Here is a 17,107-nt window from a genome sequence, read left to right on the forward strand (position 1 = left end):
CCTGCGCAAGGGAGCTTTTTTTTTTGCTTGACAAGGATTTGTGGTAAGCTAACTAGAAAAGAATAGGGTTAGCACAACACTCAGGGTCAGCCTGCGGACAACAGAAAAAAAGACATCCGGCAGGCAGCGGGCGGGGGTATCAAACATGAGATTTTTCACGGAAATGACTTGGCAGAGCTGGATCCGCAACGTGATCGACATCGGCATCGTCAGTTATATCATATACAAGCTAATTCTGCTGGTACGTGGCACCCGGGCCGTGCAGCTGATCAAAGGGATCTTCATGCTTGTGGCGACTTGGGCCATCAGCACCTGGCTGGATCTGTACACCTTGAAGTGGCTCATGAACCAAATGTTCACCTTCGGAGTCGTGACGGTGCTCGTCATCTTCCAGCCGGAGCTGCGCCGGGCGCTGGAGCAGCTCGGCCGGGGCAAGCTGTTCGCACGCACCTCGTCGGCGGATCGGGATCAGCTCAACGAGCGGATTACCGAGCTGATCAAGGCGATACAGTTCATGTCCAAGCGCCGGATCGGAGCGCTCATCGTATTCGAGCGCATGACCGGCCTTACGGAGCTGATCGAATCCGGCATCAAGATGGAATCGCGCATCAGCTCGGAGCTGCTCATCAATATTTTCACTCCGAACACGCCGCTCCACGACGGAGCGGTCATCATCCGGGGACCGCAAATCACGGCGGCCGCCTGTTACTTGCCTCTCTCCGAGAACCCCTTCATCAGCAAGGAGCTCGGAACCCGCCACCGCGCCGCGATCGGAGTCAGCGAAGTGACCGATGCGGTATCCGTCGTCGTCTCCGAAGAGACGGGACAGGTTACTCTTGCCGTTGGCGGCATCATCGTGCGGGACATCAAGGAGGAGTCTCTCATCTCCAAGCTGTTCGAGGAGCTGACGCTGCAAAGCTCCGTGAAAGCGAAACAGAGATCCAGATTCAGCCTGCGCAAAAAGAAAGAAGGCGATGCCAATGGATAAATGGCTCAGCCATCCAACGGCCATCAAGATCCTGTCGGTCGTCATCGGCATCCTGCTTTGGGCCGTGGTGCATTTCGATCCGGAGTCCACGCCCAACACCGTCGCCTCCACGACCGAGACCCAAAGCGTCGATGTCGTGAAAATTCAGACGACCGGTCTGGACGAGTCGGCTTATTCGCTCAAGCTGCTGGAGCCGAGCGTGGCCAAGATGATGGTCAAGGGCAGCCGGTCCGCGCTTGCCTTTACGACGAACGACGATTACTCCATCAGCGTCAATCTGGAAGGCAAGGGCCCGGGAACCTATACCATTCCGCTGACGGTAGGCAAGCTGCCCAGGGGAATCGAGCTCGTGACGCTGTCGCCGAGCCAGGTTCAGGTCGTCATCGACCGCCTGGAAAAAGGAACGTTCGAGGCGGGCGTCGTTACCCAAGGCAAGCCGGTGGAAGGGTACGAGCTGGGAACGCCTGTCATCAAGCCGGGAAGCACGGTGGAGGTCACGCTGCCGGCTCAGGATCTTGCCCGCGTCGGCTCCGTCAAGGTTTTCGTCAATGTAGATGGAGAAGATGCGCCCGTGCATGAGAAGAAAGCCAAAATCTCCGTGTTCGACAAATCGGGCAACGAAATCAAAGGAGCGGCGCTGAACCCCAGCACTCTGGATGTAGAGGTGCCGCTGACGATGCCAAGCAAGGAAGTCCCTCTGCAGATCGGTTATAAGGGCAGCCTGCCCGGTGGCTTGACGCTGGGCGGAATCCAGTCCAAGTCGAGCACCGTCAGGCTGTACGGGCCGAGAGGGCTTCTCGACGAAGTCAACCAGCTGGCTGCTGACGTGGATCTCAGCCAGATCCGCAGCTCGGGCGATGTCGAGCTGGAGCTGCTGCCTCCCGAAGGACTGAAGGCGGTCGAGCCGTCCAAAGTCACCGTAACCGTGACATTGTCTTCTTCGGGGACGAAGACGCTCCAGGTCCCCGTCACCTTCGAGAATACGCCGAGGGGACTGGATGCAGCGCTGGAGGCGCCCCGGGACGGAACCGTAGACATCCAGGTAAGCGGCACTCCGGAGGAGCTGGGCCGGCTGACCGCTGCGGATATCCGCGCTGTCGCCAGCCTGGCGAATCTCGCAGAGGGCGCTCATGAGGTGCGGCTCGCGTTGACGCTGCCAAACGGTGTCCAAGCTGTCGGCGAGCCGCCGCTCGTGACCGTCAAGCTCGTTGCCAGCGAACCTGCCTCGGGCTTGCCCGAGAGCAGTCCGTCTCCTTCACCCAGCCCTTCGCCCGGCAATGATGGCGGTGGCGCAGGGAATGAGCCGGCAGGAGACGGTGCTGCCGGGGAGGGCAATGCCTCTGATGGAGGGAACAATGCTCCATGAAAATGTTTCTTTCTGGATGCGGGAGGATGCATGGACGAAACGGCCAACGCAAGAAACAAATATCCGGATCTCAACTGTATGGCGACGCAGAAATTCACCTAGAGAAACGAACGTAAAGAAACGGCCCGCATAGCAAGCAACTAATATACCGTAGTTAACGTATAGCAGCTGACTGGCGAACAGGAATAACGTGCAATAACTTAAGCAACAACGCCAGGAATAATGTAATGCAAACGTCAAATACGTAAAGCGAATAACGTAAAGCAATAACGTAAAGCAATAACGTAAAGCAATAACGTAAAGCAAAAACCGTTAAGCATAGCAAATACCGTAATGAAATATTGTAATGCAAATAACGTAATGCAAACGTCAAATAAGTAAAGCAAATAACGTAAGGCAATAGCTTACATACCCGCTTGCTTTCACTATGCTGACACAGCACTATCGGAGCGGGGAAGCAGCCTTTATCAAATCATTTTGGAATTCCAGTTTTATCCTGTCATGCAATTTGGAACCCAACTGGGCTCGGTCTGCGTATGATGAATTCCGGGGCCATTTTCCATGGCATAAGGTTGCGATAGTTTTAATGGGCTAAACCCTTTATAATGAATACCATTCTTATCCTTGATCATTTCTATCATAAAAGCTTGCTAAAAGGGAGCTTACAGAAAAGGGGCTTTTCACTCACTATGGGCAAATATTTCGGAACCGACGGCGTTCGCGGGGTAGCGAACAGCGAACTCACGCCGGAGCTTGCATATAAAATCGGCCGCTGCGGCGGTTACGTACTAACAGCTGGAGCACACAAGCCGACCGTGGTCATCGGCCTCGACACCCGGATCTCCGGCCCGATGCTGGAGTCGGCGCTCATTGCCGGCCTTCTTTCAATCGGCGCAAGCGTCGTACGCCTCGGCGTCGTATCGACTCCGGCTGTCGCTTATTTGACGCGGATGCTGAAGGCCGATGCCGGCGTCATGATCTCGGCTTCGCATAACCCGGTGCAGGACAACGGCATCAAGTTTTTCGGCGGCGACGGCTTCAAGCTGTCGGATGAGACCGAGAACGAGATCGAGCGCCTGATGGACGCCGAGATCGACGAGCTGCCGCGTCCTACGGGCGGAGACATCGGCACGGCGAGTTATGAAGGGAATGCGAAGCGTCTATATATCGATTTCCTCAAGACGACCGTTTCTTCCCGCTTCGAGGGGCTTAAAATTGTCCTCGACTGCGCCAACGGAGCGGCTTACGAGCTCGCCCCGGCGGTGTTCCGCGAGCTGGGGGCGGAGGTCATCACGGTCGGAGCGGAGCCGGACGGCCGCAACATCAATGAAGGCGTCGGCTCGACCCATCCGGAATACCTGCGCGATGAAGTGCTGCGTCATGGAGCGGATCTCGGTCTAAGCTTCGACGGCGACGCCGATCGTTTGATCGCCATCGACAATAACGGCGATGAAGTCGACGGCGACTTCATCCTCTGCATACTGGGGGATGCCATGAAGCGCGAAGGCAAGCTCATGAACGACACGGTCGTGACGACGGTCATGAGCAACATCGGCTTCTTCAAGGCGGCGGAATCCCTCGGTCTGAGCACAGCCAAGACAGCTGTAGGCGATCGCTACGTCATGGAAGAGATGCGCCGCGGCGGCTTCAACCTGGGCGGCGAGCAGTCCGGCCATGTCATTTTCCTCGATCACAATACGACCGGAGACGGCATCCTGACCGCTCTGCAGCTGACAGATACGCTCGTGAAGTCGGGCGGCAAGCTGAGCGGGCTGCGCAGCCTGATGCGCAAATACCCGCAGGTGCTCATCAACGTGCGGGTGGCCGACAAATCGCTCTACAACGACAATCAGTCGATTCTGGCTGCCGTAGCGCAGGTGGAGGGCGAGATGGGCGACAACGGACGCGTGCTCGTACGTCCTTCGGGAACGGAGTCTTTGATCCGCGTCATGGCGGAAGGCCCGGACAAGGATCAAGTAGCGGCTTACGTCGACCAGATCGTTGCCGTTGTAAAAGCCGAGCTCGGCTAAGAACGTCCCCTTTTTCAAAAAAAGCAGATGACGGTTAACCCGGGCGCTTCCCGGGTTAATGTCTTCCAGCTGGCTAAGCACTGCGGACGCTCAGTTGCAATTCAAGCCCGCATTGAATATGATATAGGGTATTGGTTTTGATTCCGGAAGGAAAGCGAGGATCGAGGTTGGATCAGGCAATATAAGCGCCAGAGCTTGCAACAAAGGATGCCGATTTTCGGCAGGACTCCCGGCCACGGAGCGGGAGCAAAGGATAGCCCGTGTCATACGGGTGCGGTCCATGGTCGACGACGCCGGATAGAAGATCCAGGCGGGAGCGGCGGGACCGGGCAGCTTCGCGAGGAGCGGCGGCCTTTGGATTCCTGAGGCATCCCCAGAGCAAGCTGACGAGGTGAAGGTGTTCGAAACATTCGGCGGGGACCTTCCGGTGGGCATGACATCGACAGCCGTTATCGCAAAAGGACGCGGGCAACCGGTCTTACAAACGAACGGCACCATGCAGGAATGAAACGTAGAGGGCATGGCCGGCATCGCAGCCGGTTTGCTTTTGGACCTTATAGATTCTTTTAGAAGCAACATACTACTACAGGACGGGTCTGCCGCCCTGAAGGTTTGCGATGCCCGTATGAACATGCGCCGAGCGCATGAGGGATCGGGCTGCTGCGGATACTAGGCCAAGGATGGCGACATCCAGGGTTCTGTTTTCTGCTGCTTAAGGTCATCGGCGTCCCATGGACTGCCGCGCCACCACTGATTCGACAAAACGGAATCGGCGCAGGGGAAGCCTGCGTCTAATGGCATCCAACCGGGCGGCCGGCGCCGCATACGGAGGTTTATTTCACTATGTGTGGAATCGTAGGTTATATCGGCAATCGTGACTCGAAGGAAGTTCTGATCGAAGGACTCAAGAAATTGGAATACCGCGGGTATGACTCCGCAGGCATCGCCGTATTCACGGACAACGGGCTGGAAATCCGCAAATCCAAGGGACGCCTGGCCAACCTGGAGGAGAAGCTCGTCAGCGAGCCGATCCAAGGGTCCGTCGGCATCGGTCATACGCGCTGGGCTACGCATGGCAAGCCGTCCGATGTGAACTCCCATCCGCATACCGACAACTCGTCGAAGTTCTCGGTCGTGCATAACGGCATTGTCGAAAACTACCTGGATCTCAAGGAAGAGCTCGGCGCGAAAGGCCATACCTTCGTGTCGGAAACCGACACCGAGGTCATCTCCCATCTGATCGCAGACGAGTACGACGGCGATATCGTCGCAGCGGTGCAGCGTGCCGTGAAACGCATGAGAGGCGCTTACGCCCTCGGCGTTCTGACCGAATACGAGCCGGAGAAGCTCGTAGCTGTACGCTTCGCGAGCCCGCTCGTCATCGGCATCGGCGAGAACGAGAACTTTATCGGCTCCGATATCCCGGCTATTCTGGAGTATACGCGCAACGTATACATCCTGAACGATGGCGAAATGGCGGTTCTGACGCGTTCCGGTGTCGAACTGATGACGACTTCGGGCGACATTATTTCCAAGGAAATATTCCATGTCGACTGGGATCTCGTCACCGCGGAAAAAGCCGGATTCGATCACTTCATGCTCAAGGAAATCCATGAGCAGCCAAAGGCTTACCGCGACACGATGATGAGCCGCATCAGCGAAGACGGCAAGTCGGTCGATCTCAAGAAGGAAATCAGCATGACGACGGAGCAGATCCGCGGCATTTCCCGCGTGCATATCGTCGCTTGCGGAACGGCTTACCATGCCGGTCTCGTCGGCAAAACCGTCATCGAGAGCCTGGCCCGCATTCCGGTAGAGACAGATGTCGCTTCCGAATACCGGTACCGTTCACCGATCATCACTCCTGATACGCTCGTCATCGTCGTGAGCCAATCCGGCGAGACGGCAGACACGCTGGCCGCTCTGCGCGAAGCGAAGCGCAACGGCGCGCGCGTGCTTACGATCACCAACGTGGTCGGCAGCTCCATCGCCCGCGACGCGGATGATGTCATCACGACCTGGGCGGGACCGGAGATCGCGGTCGCTTCGACCAAAGCGTACTCCTCGCAGCTGATCGCCTTCTATCTGCTCGGCCTGTATCTGGGGCAAGAGCGCGGCACGGTCGAAGCGGAGCAAGCGGCGGAAATCATCGCCGCCATGCAGAAGCTGCCGGAGCAGGTCGAGCAGATTCTGGAGCAGGCGGACATCTTCAAGGCTGTCGCCGAATCCGTGTCGAAACATGCCAATCTGTTCTTCATCGGACGCGGCCTCGACTTCGCCGTCGCTCAAGAGGGATCGCTCAAGCTGAAGGAAATCAGCTACATCCACTCCGAGGCTTACCCGGCGGGCGAGCTGAAGCACGGCACGCTGGCTCTGATCGAGGAAGGCATTCCGGTCATCGCTCTGGTGACGCAAGAAGAGCTGTATGAGAAGACGCTGAGCAACATCAAGGAAGTCAAAGCTCGCGGCGCGCATGTTCTGGGCATAGCCAACGCAGGCTACGAGGAAGAAGTCATGAAGTCGGTCGACGAGGTGTTCTCGATTCCTCGCACGCTTCCGCTGCTGACGCCTGCGCTGTCCGTCGTTCCTCTCCAGCTGCTGAGCTATCATGCTTCGCTGGCCCTCGGCAACGACGTGGATAAGCCAAGGAACTTGGCGAAGAGCGTGACGGTTGAGTAAGGAAGGCGAGACGGGTTTAAAACGTGATTCATTACAACATAGTGTTGTTCTGAACAATAAAGTTTTGTTCTGACCGATAAAATTACAATAAAGTTTGTTCTATAAACATCATGGGCCGTCCTGCAGCATGGGGACGGCCTACTTTTGTTTAAAGGGGCTAATGTGATGAGCATAGGGGACAAAGTGAAGGCTATTTGCAAACAACATCAACTGAATCAAATTGCCTTTGCAGATACCATTGGAATATCCCATGGCCGATTAGGTGAAATCGAGCAGGGGAAAACGAAACCGTCAGCAGAGACTCTTTGATGAATTAAGAAAAAATCTGTTTGTGTACAGAGTTATACACATGTTAATTAAATCAGGAGCCGTTTGCCTCCGATAAAAACTCAGTATTTTTACCTAAAAGTTTTCAACCTCAGTACGCATTCGAACTCACCAGATTACGTTGCGCCTTATCTGTGTGACTCTGTTGATGTTAAATTAAGTATTAAAACGTGAAAATAACATTTAGAGGAGCCGCAAGTCATTAAACTAGCGGGCAGGTTAGCGCAACAATACTAGGCTAGTTTCGTCTAATTACATGTGGGAATTTAATCATTCCGTTAACGTGATAAAAATGTATAGATTAACATAGCAAATCGGGGGATATAACATAACGATGGAGGAAAAAATTAACGTCTCGAAAAGAACAGCAGTAACACTAGTGATTATATTTTTACTCGTATTTATTTCGCTTATTTTATTTTATCATGTGCAACTCAACAAGTACAAAAGTACCTTAGAGAACAGCTATCATTTAAAATTGAATCATGGATTCACTGGCGGAAATACGCAATCAATTGAAAATATAGATTATGTCATTAAGAGCCTAAATGAGAATGCAACCAAAGATACTATTTTATATACACTGGGGAATTTGGGGACTTCAATAAATACTGCAGAAGAATCATTTATTTTGCTTAACCGTGACTTTAATCATTATGGAGCTTCATCATATCTGATGTATAACTTTTTTGGGGATCTATTTTGGTATGTCAGAGCTGATTTATCTGATGATATCCTGACTAATAAAAATAAGCTTGATGTTGAATCAAGAGCAAATATCGTAAAAGAACTTGAAGTCCTTAAAGCTGATTTGATTTATATCAGTAAAAAATTTGATGAATCAACAATTAAAGATAAGAAACCAAAATGGATGGAAACGGAATGGAGAAAGGTGATGAAAGAAATCATCGATCGGAATCAAGGCTTTAGATTATATCAACGAATGAAGGTAAAATATGGGTTGGATCATACGCCATGAGTGAATGATTCGAATCGAAGTCCGTTAAGCTCCCTCGGTAAAATGTAGTTTTCTCACGAATGTTCGTTTATTCGCAGGATCTCTCCAATAGATAAATTGCTATCTGGATAGGAGAGGGGATGACCGTCAAATTCGGCAACCGAAGCGCATGCAGGAACAGAAGGGGCGGGTTTCCGCTCCTTTTTTTACTGCTCTGTTGCACGCTGCTCCACGTATCTCCGGAGGCTTTCACTCCCATTTCTCGACGGGTCGATGCCCTTTCATTCCTTCGTCACGCCTATCCGGTGGGTGGAGGCCGGTTATCCTAACGGAACGGGTCTATGCCCTTTTGCGTAATGCAATCCGGTACTCCGTGCAGTCTTGAGATCCCGCGAATAAGCCAGTATTCGTAACAATCGGAAGTACTTAAACAGTTTGTTTCATAGGTAACCCATCGTACCGGAGGCGCTCGTTTTTGTGCAAAGCGCAAAAAATTATAGTGATTTTTAAGATTTGCCGTAGGTACTTCCATTGACCGAATATGAGTATTTTACGCACAAGAAGATGATGAAGATCATCTCTTCGCTTAAACATGGCGTTAAGTTGAACAGGATCGGAAGGATCATTGAAATCGAGGCTAAAAAGGACGGCTACACAATCATTCAAAATCTGTGCAGCCACGGGATCGGGAAATCCCTGCACGAGGCGCCCACAGAAATTCTGCCCGTTTATAACAAGCACGACAAACGCGTATTAAAAGAAGGCATGGTCATTACGATCGAGACCTTCTTGTCGACCGAAGCAGGGGATGTCGTCGAGCAAGGGGACGGATGGACGTTAAGCATGCCGGACAACGGCTACGGCACAGCACGAGCACACCATTATGATTACGAAGGATCAGCCCACCATCGCGACCGCGGCGTAGATCATCGGCATAAACGCATTTGTTCCATAATCAAGGAGCAGATTGCCGACGCGGCAGCTGCTCCTTTTATGATGAAGCCTTTTTGACTTACACCTTTTATGCGGTTCTATTAACGGCTGTTTATCGGCCGCCTTGCGCCGCGTTTGATACGGACTCCCATGACTCCCATGCCGCTAGGCGATCGGCAAAGGCATCGCGTATCAAAGGCAAGACCCCCGCGCCGACTGCGAACCGAAGAGGCGGGTCTTGGGCATCTACGATTTGGAGAATCGCTTCGGCCGTCGCTTGCGGGTCGCCTCGTTCTGCGGTCGCTAAACGGCCTACCACCCGGTCTCTAAGCTCGTCATAGGCCTCCAATCCCCGGGATCTCTTCATCGACAAGGCGCTTCCGAAATCGGTTGCAAAGGCGCCGGGCTCGAGCAGCGTCACCTTTATGCCGAAGTCTTTTACCTCTTGCGCGAGGCTATCGTGAAGCGCTTCGACCGCCCATTTGGAGGCGCAATAGAAGCCGATGAGCGGTGCGGCCACAAGGCCCATGGCGCTCGATACGCCGACGATATGCCCGCTGCCCTGTTGCCGAAGCAGCGGCAGGGCGGCTTGGATGACCCGCAGCGTACCGAAGTAATTGGCGTCGAACAGATCGCGGACATCGGATTCGTCGGCTTCCTCGGTCGTACCGACTAGCGAGTAGCCGGCATTGTTAAGGATGACGTCCAGCCTGCCGAAATGCGCGTGAGCCTGTCGAACGACCTGTTCCGCTTGACGACGATCCGTTACATCGAGCGTTAGGGGAAGGACGGCGTCACCAAAACGCGCCTTCAGATCGGTGATGCTCTCCAGCGTGCGTGCGGTCGCGGCAACCTGATCCCCGCGCAAGAGAGCGGCCTCGGCCCAAATGCGCCCGAATCCGCGAGATGCTCCTGTAATGAACCAGACTTTGTTTTTCATCGTGTATTCCTCCGTTACTGTGGAGTGGCATTGGTTAAACTTCTGATGCCCGTTCGTTCATCTCTAATGTTACGACGCAGCCGCTTGATACGGAATTTCAAAAAGGTTAGCATGGTGTTAACTATTGGTTCATGCAAAAAGGAGAGCCGAACGGAAATGAATGAACAACTGAAGACATTTGTTCAAGTGGCGGAGTCTGGAAGCTTCTCTAAGGCAGCCGAGAAGCTGTTCATCTCTACGACAGCCGTGATGAAGCAGATGAACTTGCTGGAAAAGCAAGCCGGGGTTCCTCTCTTTAACCGTACCAACCACGGTGTCCGGCTTACGCAGGCAGGCTCCGCCTTTATTAAGGATGCGGAATTTATGCTGCGGTACTATCGGGAATCGCTCATTCGCATGCATCAAGCCGCACAGGCGAATCGGCATATGGTTCGGGTGGGCACATCCATGCTCAACCCTTGTAAGGTTTTGATTGATAGGTGGAATGAAGTCAGCGACCAATTTCCGCAATTCGGAATCAACATCGTTCCTTTCGATGATGACGCACATACGCTTCCGACCACTCTCCGCACGCTTGGCCAATCGTTCGATATCATAGCGGGGCCGTTTCTTACAGATCGCTTGAATGATTGCTATCAAATGCTTGCGTTGGGGAGCTGCCGCGTTTGCTTTGCCGTATCCCGGCACCATAGACTGGCCTCTAAAAAGATTCTTACTGTCCAAGATTTGTACGGGGAAAAGTTAGCAGTGGTAAACGGCGGCGAAAGTAATGCGATCCAAGGCATTTGTGATTTCTTGGTCAGGAATCATCCGCGAATACGAATAAAAGATATTCCGCGCCTCTATGATTTGGATGTGTTCAATCGCTGCGAGGAAAGCAATACGGTGATGCTGACCTTAGAGGCATGGGCAGATATTCATCCATCCTTGTCGACCATTCTAAGCGATTTGGATTTTTCGGTTCCGTATGGTTTGCTATATCCGCTGCATCCGTCCGAGGAGATCCGGCAGTTCATAGAGATTATAAGAGAAATGCAGCAGATTCCAACGCACGGGTGAACGCAAGAAATGAGCAATCGAAAAGAAATGAGCGGCTGCTTAAAAGGATTTGAGGTCATCAAGTAATCGAGCCTTGATCGAAGGAATGAACCTAGAGGAGGGCATGACGATGCAGGACAATCAGGAACGCGATGAAAAGCTGGAGAACATTACGGGCGTAACTTGTATTTACGTACCCGTAAATGACGTTTATGCGTCGATTCAATGGTATCAAAAAATTTTAGGTTACCTGCCGGCGAACGACGACCAAGTTGAGCCCGGAATGACAACGGCGGTATTAAATGTTCCCGATCAGGCCGGCAACCTGCCTTCGCCCGGTTTAAGGCAAGTCGTCCCTGCGCTGTTCCTTCGCCAATCCGATGAAGCGGGCGGTCGATTGCGCTTTTCATGGTCTTTGGACCAAGGCAGACCTCATGCCATCGCATGCTTCATATCGCCGCGGATCGAGGAGCTGCTTGAGCGCTTCAAGAAAAACGGCGTACCTATTATAAGCGAACGGGTCACGAGCGGACCTAACATCACGTTCGCTGATCCGGACGGCAACCTTTGGGAAGTCTGGCGACCATAAGTCTCCGCGAGCGAACGTCAATCAGTTTCACTGTTCGGGAGATGATGTAATAACCAGGGAGCAGATCGCGGGCTGTTTCTGCTCCCTGATTTTCTTTGAAGTAGGGCAGGATAATGCATTAAAAGCTGACTGCTAGACTGCCATACCCCCATGAATATACGTCTTTACTTGGTTCGTGCAATGCCGAATGTATTTGTTGTCATTATACAATTTGCTCAACATAACCCCGCCTTCTACTAAAGCGATTATTACACTGCTTGCGGCCTCCACTTCGATTTCGCTTCGAAACTGCTTCCGCCTAATGCCTTCCTTGATGATTTCCCCAAGACTCGTCATTAGTTCATTCATTGCATGCTGGGCTCTTTGTTTTAACATAGGGTGGCCGTCGTCATTCTCAACAGCGGTATTCATTATGGGGCAACCGCCTTCCCATATATTTTGTTCAACCACCTTGATATAAACATCACAAATAGCCAGTATTTTTTCTGCTGGCTCGGACCGCTCAGATATTGCCTCTGTCAAGAGACCTTTTAATCTAGCAAACATGTAATCAAATGCGCTTAGCGCAATTTCATCTTTACTTTCGAAATGATTATAGATGCCCCCCTTGCGTACATTGGCACGCTCGATAATCTCCGACAGAGATGTACCTGCATACCCTTTTGTATTAAAGAGCTCGGCGGATTGGCGAATAATATGTTCTTTCGTAGCTTGTCCTTTTCCCACAGCGATCCCTCTTTCAAAAAATACCGATTGGTCTTAAATTAGCATAGTTTCCTTTTGCATTCAATGCGAGCTGGGAAATTATGCTTGCTCTGTACGTTAGGCTATGTTAAATTAAAACAGACCGGTCGGTATTAAATTGGAAAGGATGATTGAAATGGGTATGTCGTTTCAACACATACGAAACGCTACGTCGGTATTAATCGTGAACGGCAAAAAGATATTGATCGATCCTATGTTAAGTGATCCAGGCGAGCTCCCGCCGGTTCCGTTCACTCGTACGCTTCGCCGAAACCCGTTAACGCCTTTACCTGTTCCGCTTGATTTTTTCGAAGACATGGACGCAATACTTCTGACACATCGCCATTTTGACCATTTGGATAAGAAGGCCCTGTCTATATTGAATAAAAAATTGCCTGTCTTTTGTCAGCCCGAGGATCAGGCCTTCCTGCAGACAGCGGGATTTATGCATGTACATGCTATTCAGCAATCTAATGAATGGTGTGGCATTGAGATGAAACGTATAAAAGGACAGCATGCCCCCGGTTTCGCAGCCAAGCTGCTAGGCCCGGTATCTGGATATATTGTAAGCGCAGCAGAGGCTGGTTCCATTTATATCGTTGGCGACTGCATCTACACACCCGCTATTAAAGAGACCTTTCTGAAATATCAACCGAATATTGCGATATTAAATACGCCCCGTGCACAGATGTTGTTAGGGACTATCATCACAATGACTGCAGAAGATATCCTTCGTCTTGCAGACTTGTCTCCAACTACGAGATTTATTGCCGTACATATGGATGCCATCAGCCATTGCACATTCAAGCGACAGCACCTCCGGTCTTTCCTGAAGGAACGAGGATTGGAGCAAGTTGCTATTGTACCTGATGACGGGGAGGTTATGGATCTTTAGTGTTCAGCCAGATCGCGCTGAGCCGTACAATGGCAGCCTCCGGGAGCAACGCAACCGCGAGGCTGTTTACGTTGCTTCCGTGATGAGAGGGGACGCAAAACAATCAACGCTAAAAATATCAGCGCTTCCGGCTAATTTATTCCGCTTATTCCGGTTCGCAATGCCTTTTATACTTGGCTTAGCAGCCAACCGTGCCTGTTACATTGCAGGAAGATGAAGGCGCTATCAGATCAAAAGGGGAAAGGAGGATGGAACATGAAAATCGGCTATCAGACGAATACCTGGGGGGGCGTCGTCGGTCATCCGGCCGGAGTCACGTCGGTCAAAGATCTGTTCTATCTGGCCAACGGTTCCACGGAGCAGGCGATCCGCGACATTGCGGCTGCCGGCTACCAGGGGATTGAGCTGTTCGACGGCAATCTGGTCCAGTACGAGAACCGGATGGACGAATTCCGCCGGCTGCTGAGCGGCAGCGGCTTGGACCTGATCGGCGTATATACCGGCGCCAACTTCATCTATGAGGACATCCTGCCGGACGAAATGGCCAAAATCGAGAAAACGGCCGAGCTTGCCGCCGCAGCGGGCGCGGAGCATCTGGTGCTCGGTGGAGGAGCCGTCCGCGCTGCCGGTATACGGGAAGAGGACTTTGCCGCGCTTGCCAAAGGGCTCGACATCGCTGCCGGGATTGCAAGGCGACACGGCCTGCAGGCCAGCTATCATCCGCATCTGGGCACCATGGTGGAGCGCCCCGATCAGTTGGACCGGCTTATGCCGCTGACGGACATTCCGCTTTGTCCGGATACGGCGCATATCGAAGCGGGAGGCGGCGACCCGCTGGAGGTCATCCGGAAATACGGCAGCCGGATCACATACATTCACTTCAAGGATTACCGCTCGGGCGCATTCGTCCCGCTCGGTGAAGGCGGACAGTCGTTCGGCGACATGCTGAGGCTTCTGCGGGAGCAGGGATACGACGGCTGGGTTACGATCGAACTGGACAGCCACGACGATCCGGCGAAGGCGGCAGGCATAAGCAGAGCATACCTGAGAGATACGCTGCATTTGCGATAGAAGGTTAGGATAAACCAAATTTGGGGGGCCATATGGCATGAAAAGATCGACCCTGCTTTCCATTATGCTCGTCTGCCTGTTATTGCTGGCAGCCTGCGGCAACGGAGGCTCGAAAGCGGATACGAATAACTCCGGTGGCGCGCCGGACAATACGGCATCCGGTGCCGCAGCCAACACAACGTCGAATTCGGGGACGGCGGATGCGGACGGCACTGCCGACGGCCCGATCACGATTAACCAGGACCTGCCGGACAAGGATATCCTGAGCAAGGGTCCCGACGGCGAAAGCGCCGTCTCCGCCAAGACGCTGTCGCTCTCGCCGGAGGATCTGGCTAAGGTCAAGGAAGGCAACTACACGGCGGCGATTTCCATGCACTATGCCGGAAACGACTGGTCGGCCGCTCAGCTTAAAGGGCTTAAGGATACGTTCGCCAAGATGAACATTGAGATCGTCGCCACAACGGACGCGAACTTCAAAGCCGAGACGCAGGTGGCCAATATCGAGACGATTCTGGCCAAGAAGCCGGATATTCTCGTCAGCATTCCGGTCGACGCCGTATCCACGGCGAGTGCGTACAAGAAGGCGGCCGCTCAGGGCGTCAAGCTCGTCTTCATGGACAATAAAGCCGCCGGTCTTACAGCCGGCAAGGATTATGTGAGTGTCGTTTCCGCCGACAACTACGGCAACGGCGTTGAAGCCGCACACATCCTCGCAAAAGCGATCGGCGAAGAAGGCGACATCGGCGTAATCTACCACGACGCAGACTTCTTCGTCACGAAGCAGCGCACCGAAGCGTTCGAGAAAACGATCAAGGAATCGTATCCAAATATTCATATCGTCGAGCGCGGCGGCATTGCAGGCCCGAATGACGGCGAGAAAGTAGCTGCGGCCATGCTGACCAAGCAGCCCAAGCTGAAGGGCATGTTCGTCGTATGGGATGTCCCGGCTGAAGGCGCCATGGCCGCCGCCCGTTCGGCAGGCCGCACTGATCTCGCCATTTCCACGATCGATCTCGGCACGAACGTCGCCTTGGAAATCGCCAAGGGCGGCATGATTAAGGGTCTCGGCGCCCAACTGCCGTACGACCAAGGCGTAGCGGAGGCCATCCTGGCCGCAAATGCGCTGCTCGGCAAGGAGACACCTCCTTATGTAGCGGTTCCGGCGCTGCCCGTCAATCAGGAGAACATCTTGGATTCGTGGAAGACCGTGTACCATGCGGATGCGCCGAAAACGATTCAGGACGCGGCCAAGAAATAAGGCGTATAAGCCGATGCGGAAGTTCCGTGCCCAACAAGCAGGCGCAGACAGAAAAGGAGAGATGGCCACATGCGTACGTTAAATGTTGGAATGATTGGCGGGGGGTTCATGGGCAAGGCCCACTCGCTCGCCTATGCGGGGATGCCGATGTTCTTCTGGCCGGCGCCGGCCATTCCGTTCCGCAAGACTGTCGTGGATATCTCAGACGACTTGGCTAAGGAAGCGGCAGCCCGTTACGGCTTCGAATCCTACGCCTCCGATTGGAGAAAGGTTGTCGAGGATCCTTCCATCGACATTATCGACATCGTGACGCCGAACAATACGCATGCCGAAATCGCAATCGCGGCGGCCAAGGCGGGAAAGCACATTATTTCCGAGAAGCCGCTTGCCCGGACGACCGAGGAAGCCAAGCAGATGCTGGATGCCGTCACCGCAGCCGGCGTCAAGCATATGGTCGCTTTCAACTACCGCCGGACGCCCGCCGTCGCGCTAGCGAAGAAATACATCGAGGAAGGCGCGATCGGGCGCGTGCTGAACTTCCGCGGGACCTACCTGCAGGACTGGTCGGCCGATCCGAATTCGCCGCTGTCCTGGCGGTTCCGGAAGGATATCGCGGGATCGGGCACGCTGGGCGACATCGGCACCCACGTCATCGACTTTGCCCGCTATCTGGTGGGCGAAATTACGGAGGTCATGGGCACGGCGCAGACCTGGATCAAGGAGCGTCCGATATCGTCCGGGCCGGTCGACAAGCTCGGGACCGTGAAGGCTTCGGGCGAGGTCAAGAAGGAGGCCGTCGACGTCGATGACGAGATCAGCACGCTGCTCCGGTTCGAGAACGGTGCGGTCGGCAGCATTGAAGCGACGCGCAACGCGTGGGGACGCAACAACTTTCTGACGTTCGAAATCCATGGCGAAAAAGGCTCCATCGCGTTCAACTACGAGCGCCGCGACGAGCTGCAGGTCTGCTTCGCCGACGATCCGGACGACCGCCGCGGATTCCGGACGATCTATACGGGTCCGGCGCATCCGAACGGCCCGGCGCTTTGGCCGATTCCGGCGCTCGGCATCGGCTATGGCGAGACGAAAATCATCGAAGCGCATGACTTCATCTCCGCCATTGTCAACGATACCGATGTATCGCCGAACTTCCACGACGGCTACCGCATCCATGTCATTTCCGACGCCATCATGGCTTCCGCAGAGAGCGGCACATGGGTCAAAACGGTCGAATAGCCCTCCTAGAACACTTGATACATCAGAAAGAGACAGTCCGAGCGGATCGCCGTCC

General features: G+C 53.6%; 15 protein-coding genes. 13 read left to right on the forward strand and 2 right to left on the reverse strand.

Features of this window, described 5'->3' with window-relative positions:
- Window positions 1–145 precede the first annotated feature (145 nt).
- From cdaA to VE23_RS19975, 7 genes are all read left to right on the forward strand, one after another.
- Entirely contained in the window at window positions 146–988 is an 843-nt protein-coding gene (gene cdaA, locus VE23_RS19950; protein WP_048746329.1) for a diadenylate cyclase CdaA, read from the forward strand.
- Entirely contained in the window at window positions 981–2,354 is a 1,374-nt protein-coding gene (locus VE23_RS19955; protein ID WP_049868862.1) for a CdaR family protein, read from the forward strand. The genes cdaA and VE23_RS19955 overlap by 8 nt, the downstream gene beginning before the upstream one ends.
- 689 nt (window positions 2,355–3,043) lie before the next feature.
- The gene (gene glmM / locus VE23_RS19960; protein WP_048748689.1) at window positions 3,044–4,384 is read left to right on the forward strand and encodes a phosphoglucosamine mutase; all 1,341 of its coding nucleotides are present in this window, start codon (window positions 3,044–3,046) and stop codon (window positions 4,382–4,384) included.
- 843 nt (window positions 4,385–5,227) lie between these two features.
- Complete coding sequence (gene glmS / locus VE23_RS19965) at window positions 5,228–7,063, forward strand: glutamine--fructose-6-phosphate transaminase (isomerizing) (protein WP_021879266.1); 1,836 nt, start codon at window positions 5,228–5,230, stop codon at window positions 7,061–7,063.
- Window positions 7,064–7,228: 165 nt separating this feature from the next.
- On the forward strand, window positions 7,229–7,372 hold the full coding sequence (locus VE23_RS27870; protein ID WP_083436347.1) for a helix-turn-helix domain-containing protein: 144 nt from the start codon (window positions 7,229–7,231) through the stop codon (window positions 7,370–7,372).
- 352 nt (window positions 7,373–7,724) lie between these two features.
- Complete coding sequence (locus VE23_RS19970) at window positions 7,725–8,369, forward strand: hypothetical protein (protein ID WP_021879265.1); 645 nt, start codon at window positions 7,725–7,727, stop codon at window positions 8,367–8,369.
- Window positions 8,370–8,912: 543 nt separating this feature from the next.
- A complete protein-coding gene (locus tag VE23_RS19975; protein ID WP_232317001.1) occupies window positions 8,913–9,359 on the forward strand; it encodes a M24 family metallopeptidase in 447 nt (148 codons plus the stop codon).
- A 34-nt stretch (window positions 9,360–9,393) separates the two neighbouring features.
- Here VE23_RS19975 and VE23_RS19980 read toward each other — a convergent pair whose 3' ends face one another.
- A complete protein-coding gene (locus tag VE23_RS19980) occupies window positions 9,394–10,221 on the reverse strand; it encodes an SDR family NAD(P)-dependent oxidoreductase (RefSeq protein ID WP_049868864.1) in 828 nt (275 codons plus the stop codon).
- A 156-nt stretch (window positions 10,222–10,377) separates the two neighbouring features.
- Here VE23_RS19980 and VE23_RS19985 point away from each other — a divergent pair, with 156 nt between their 5' ends.
- Both VE23_RS19985 and VE23_RS19990 read left to right on the forward strand, forming a co-directional pair.
- Window positions 10,378–11,280, forward strand: coding sequence for a LysR family transcriptional regulator (locus VE23_RS19985; RefSeq protein ID WP_049868866.1), 903 nt, complete (start codon window positions 10,378–10,380; stop codon window positions 11,278–11,280).
- Window positions 11,281–11,389: 109 nt separating this feature from the next.
- Window positions 11,390–11,848 carry a VOC family protein gene (locus tag VE23_RS19990; protein WP_048745613.1) on the forward strand — a complete coding sequence of 153 codons (459 nt, stop codon included), beginning with the start codon at window positions 11,390–11,392 and terminating at the stop codon, window positions 11,846–11,848.
- 132 nt (window positions 11,849–11,980) lie between these two features.
- Here the strand turns inward: VE23_RS19990 and VE23_RS19995 are convergent, their stop codons facing one another.
- Complete coding sequence (locus tag VE23_RS19995) at window positions 11,981–12,574, reverse strand: TetR/AcrR family transcriptional regulator (RefSeq protein WP_049868868.1); 594 nt, start codon at window positions 12,572–12,574, stop codon at window positions 11,981–11,983.
- A gap of 154 nt (window positions 12,575–12,728) precedes the next feature.
- Between VE23_RS19995 and VE23_RS20000 the strand changes: the two genes are divergently transcribed.
- The 4 genes from VE23_RS20000 (at window position 12,729) to VE23_RS20015 (ending at window position 17,052) form a co-directional block, all read left to right on the forward strand.
- Complete coding sequence (locus VE23_RS20000; RefSeq protein WP_048745611.1) at window positions 12,729–13,487, forward strand: MBL fold metallo-hydrolase; 759 nt, start codon at window positions 12,729–12,731, stop codon at window positions 13,485–13,487.
- A gap of 255 nt (window positions 13,488–13,742) precedes the next feature.
- Window positions 13,743–14,558 carry a sugar phosphate isomerase/epimerase family protein gene (locus VE23_RS20005; RefSeq protein WP_049868869.1) on the forward strand — a complete coding sequence of 272 codons (816 nt, stop codon included), beginning with the start codon at window positions 13,743–13,745 and terminating at the stop codon, window positions 14,556–14,558.
- A gap of 37 nt (window positions 14,559–14,595) precedes the next feature.
- Window positions 14,596–15,816, forward strand: coding sequence for a substrate-binding domain-containing protein (locus tag VE23_RS20010; protein WP_049868871.1), 1,221 nt, complete (start codon window positions 14,596–14,598; stop codon window positions 15,814–15,816).
- Between the two features lie 69 nt (window positions 15,817–15,885).
- Entirely contained in the window at window positions 15,886–17,052 is a 1,167-nt protein-coding gene (locus VE23_RS20015; protein WP_021878542.1) for a Gfo/Idh/MocA family protein, read from the forward strand.
- The last annotated feature ends 55 nt before the right edge of the window (window positions 17,053–17,107 follow it).

It is taken from the genome of Paenibacillus sp. D9 (assembly GCF_001188365.1).
Lineage (GTDB): Bacteria > Bacillota > Bacilli > Paenibacillales > Paenibacillaceae > Paenibacillus_O > Paenibacillus_O humicus.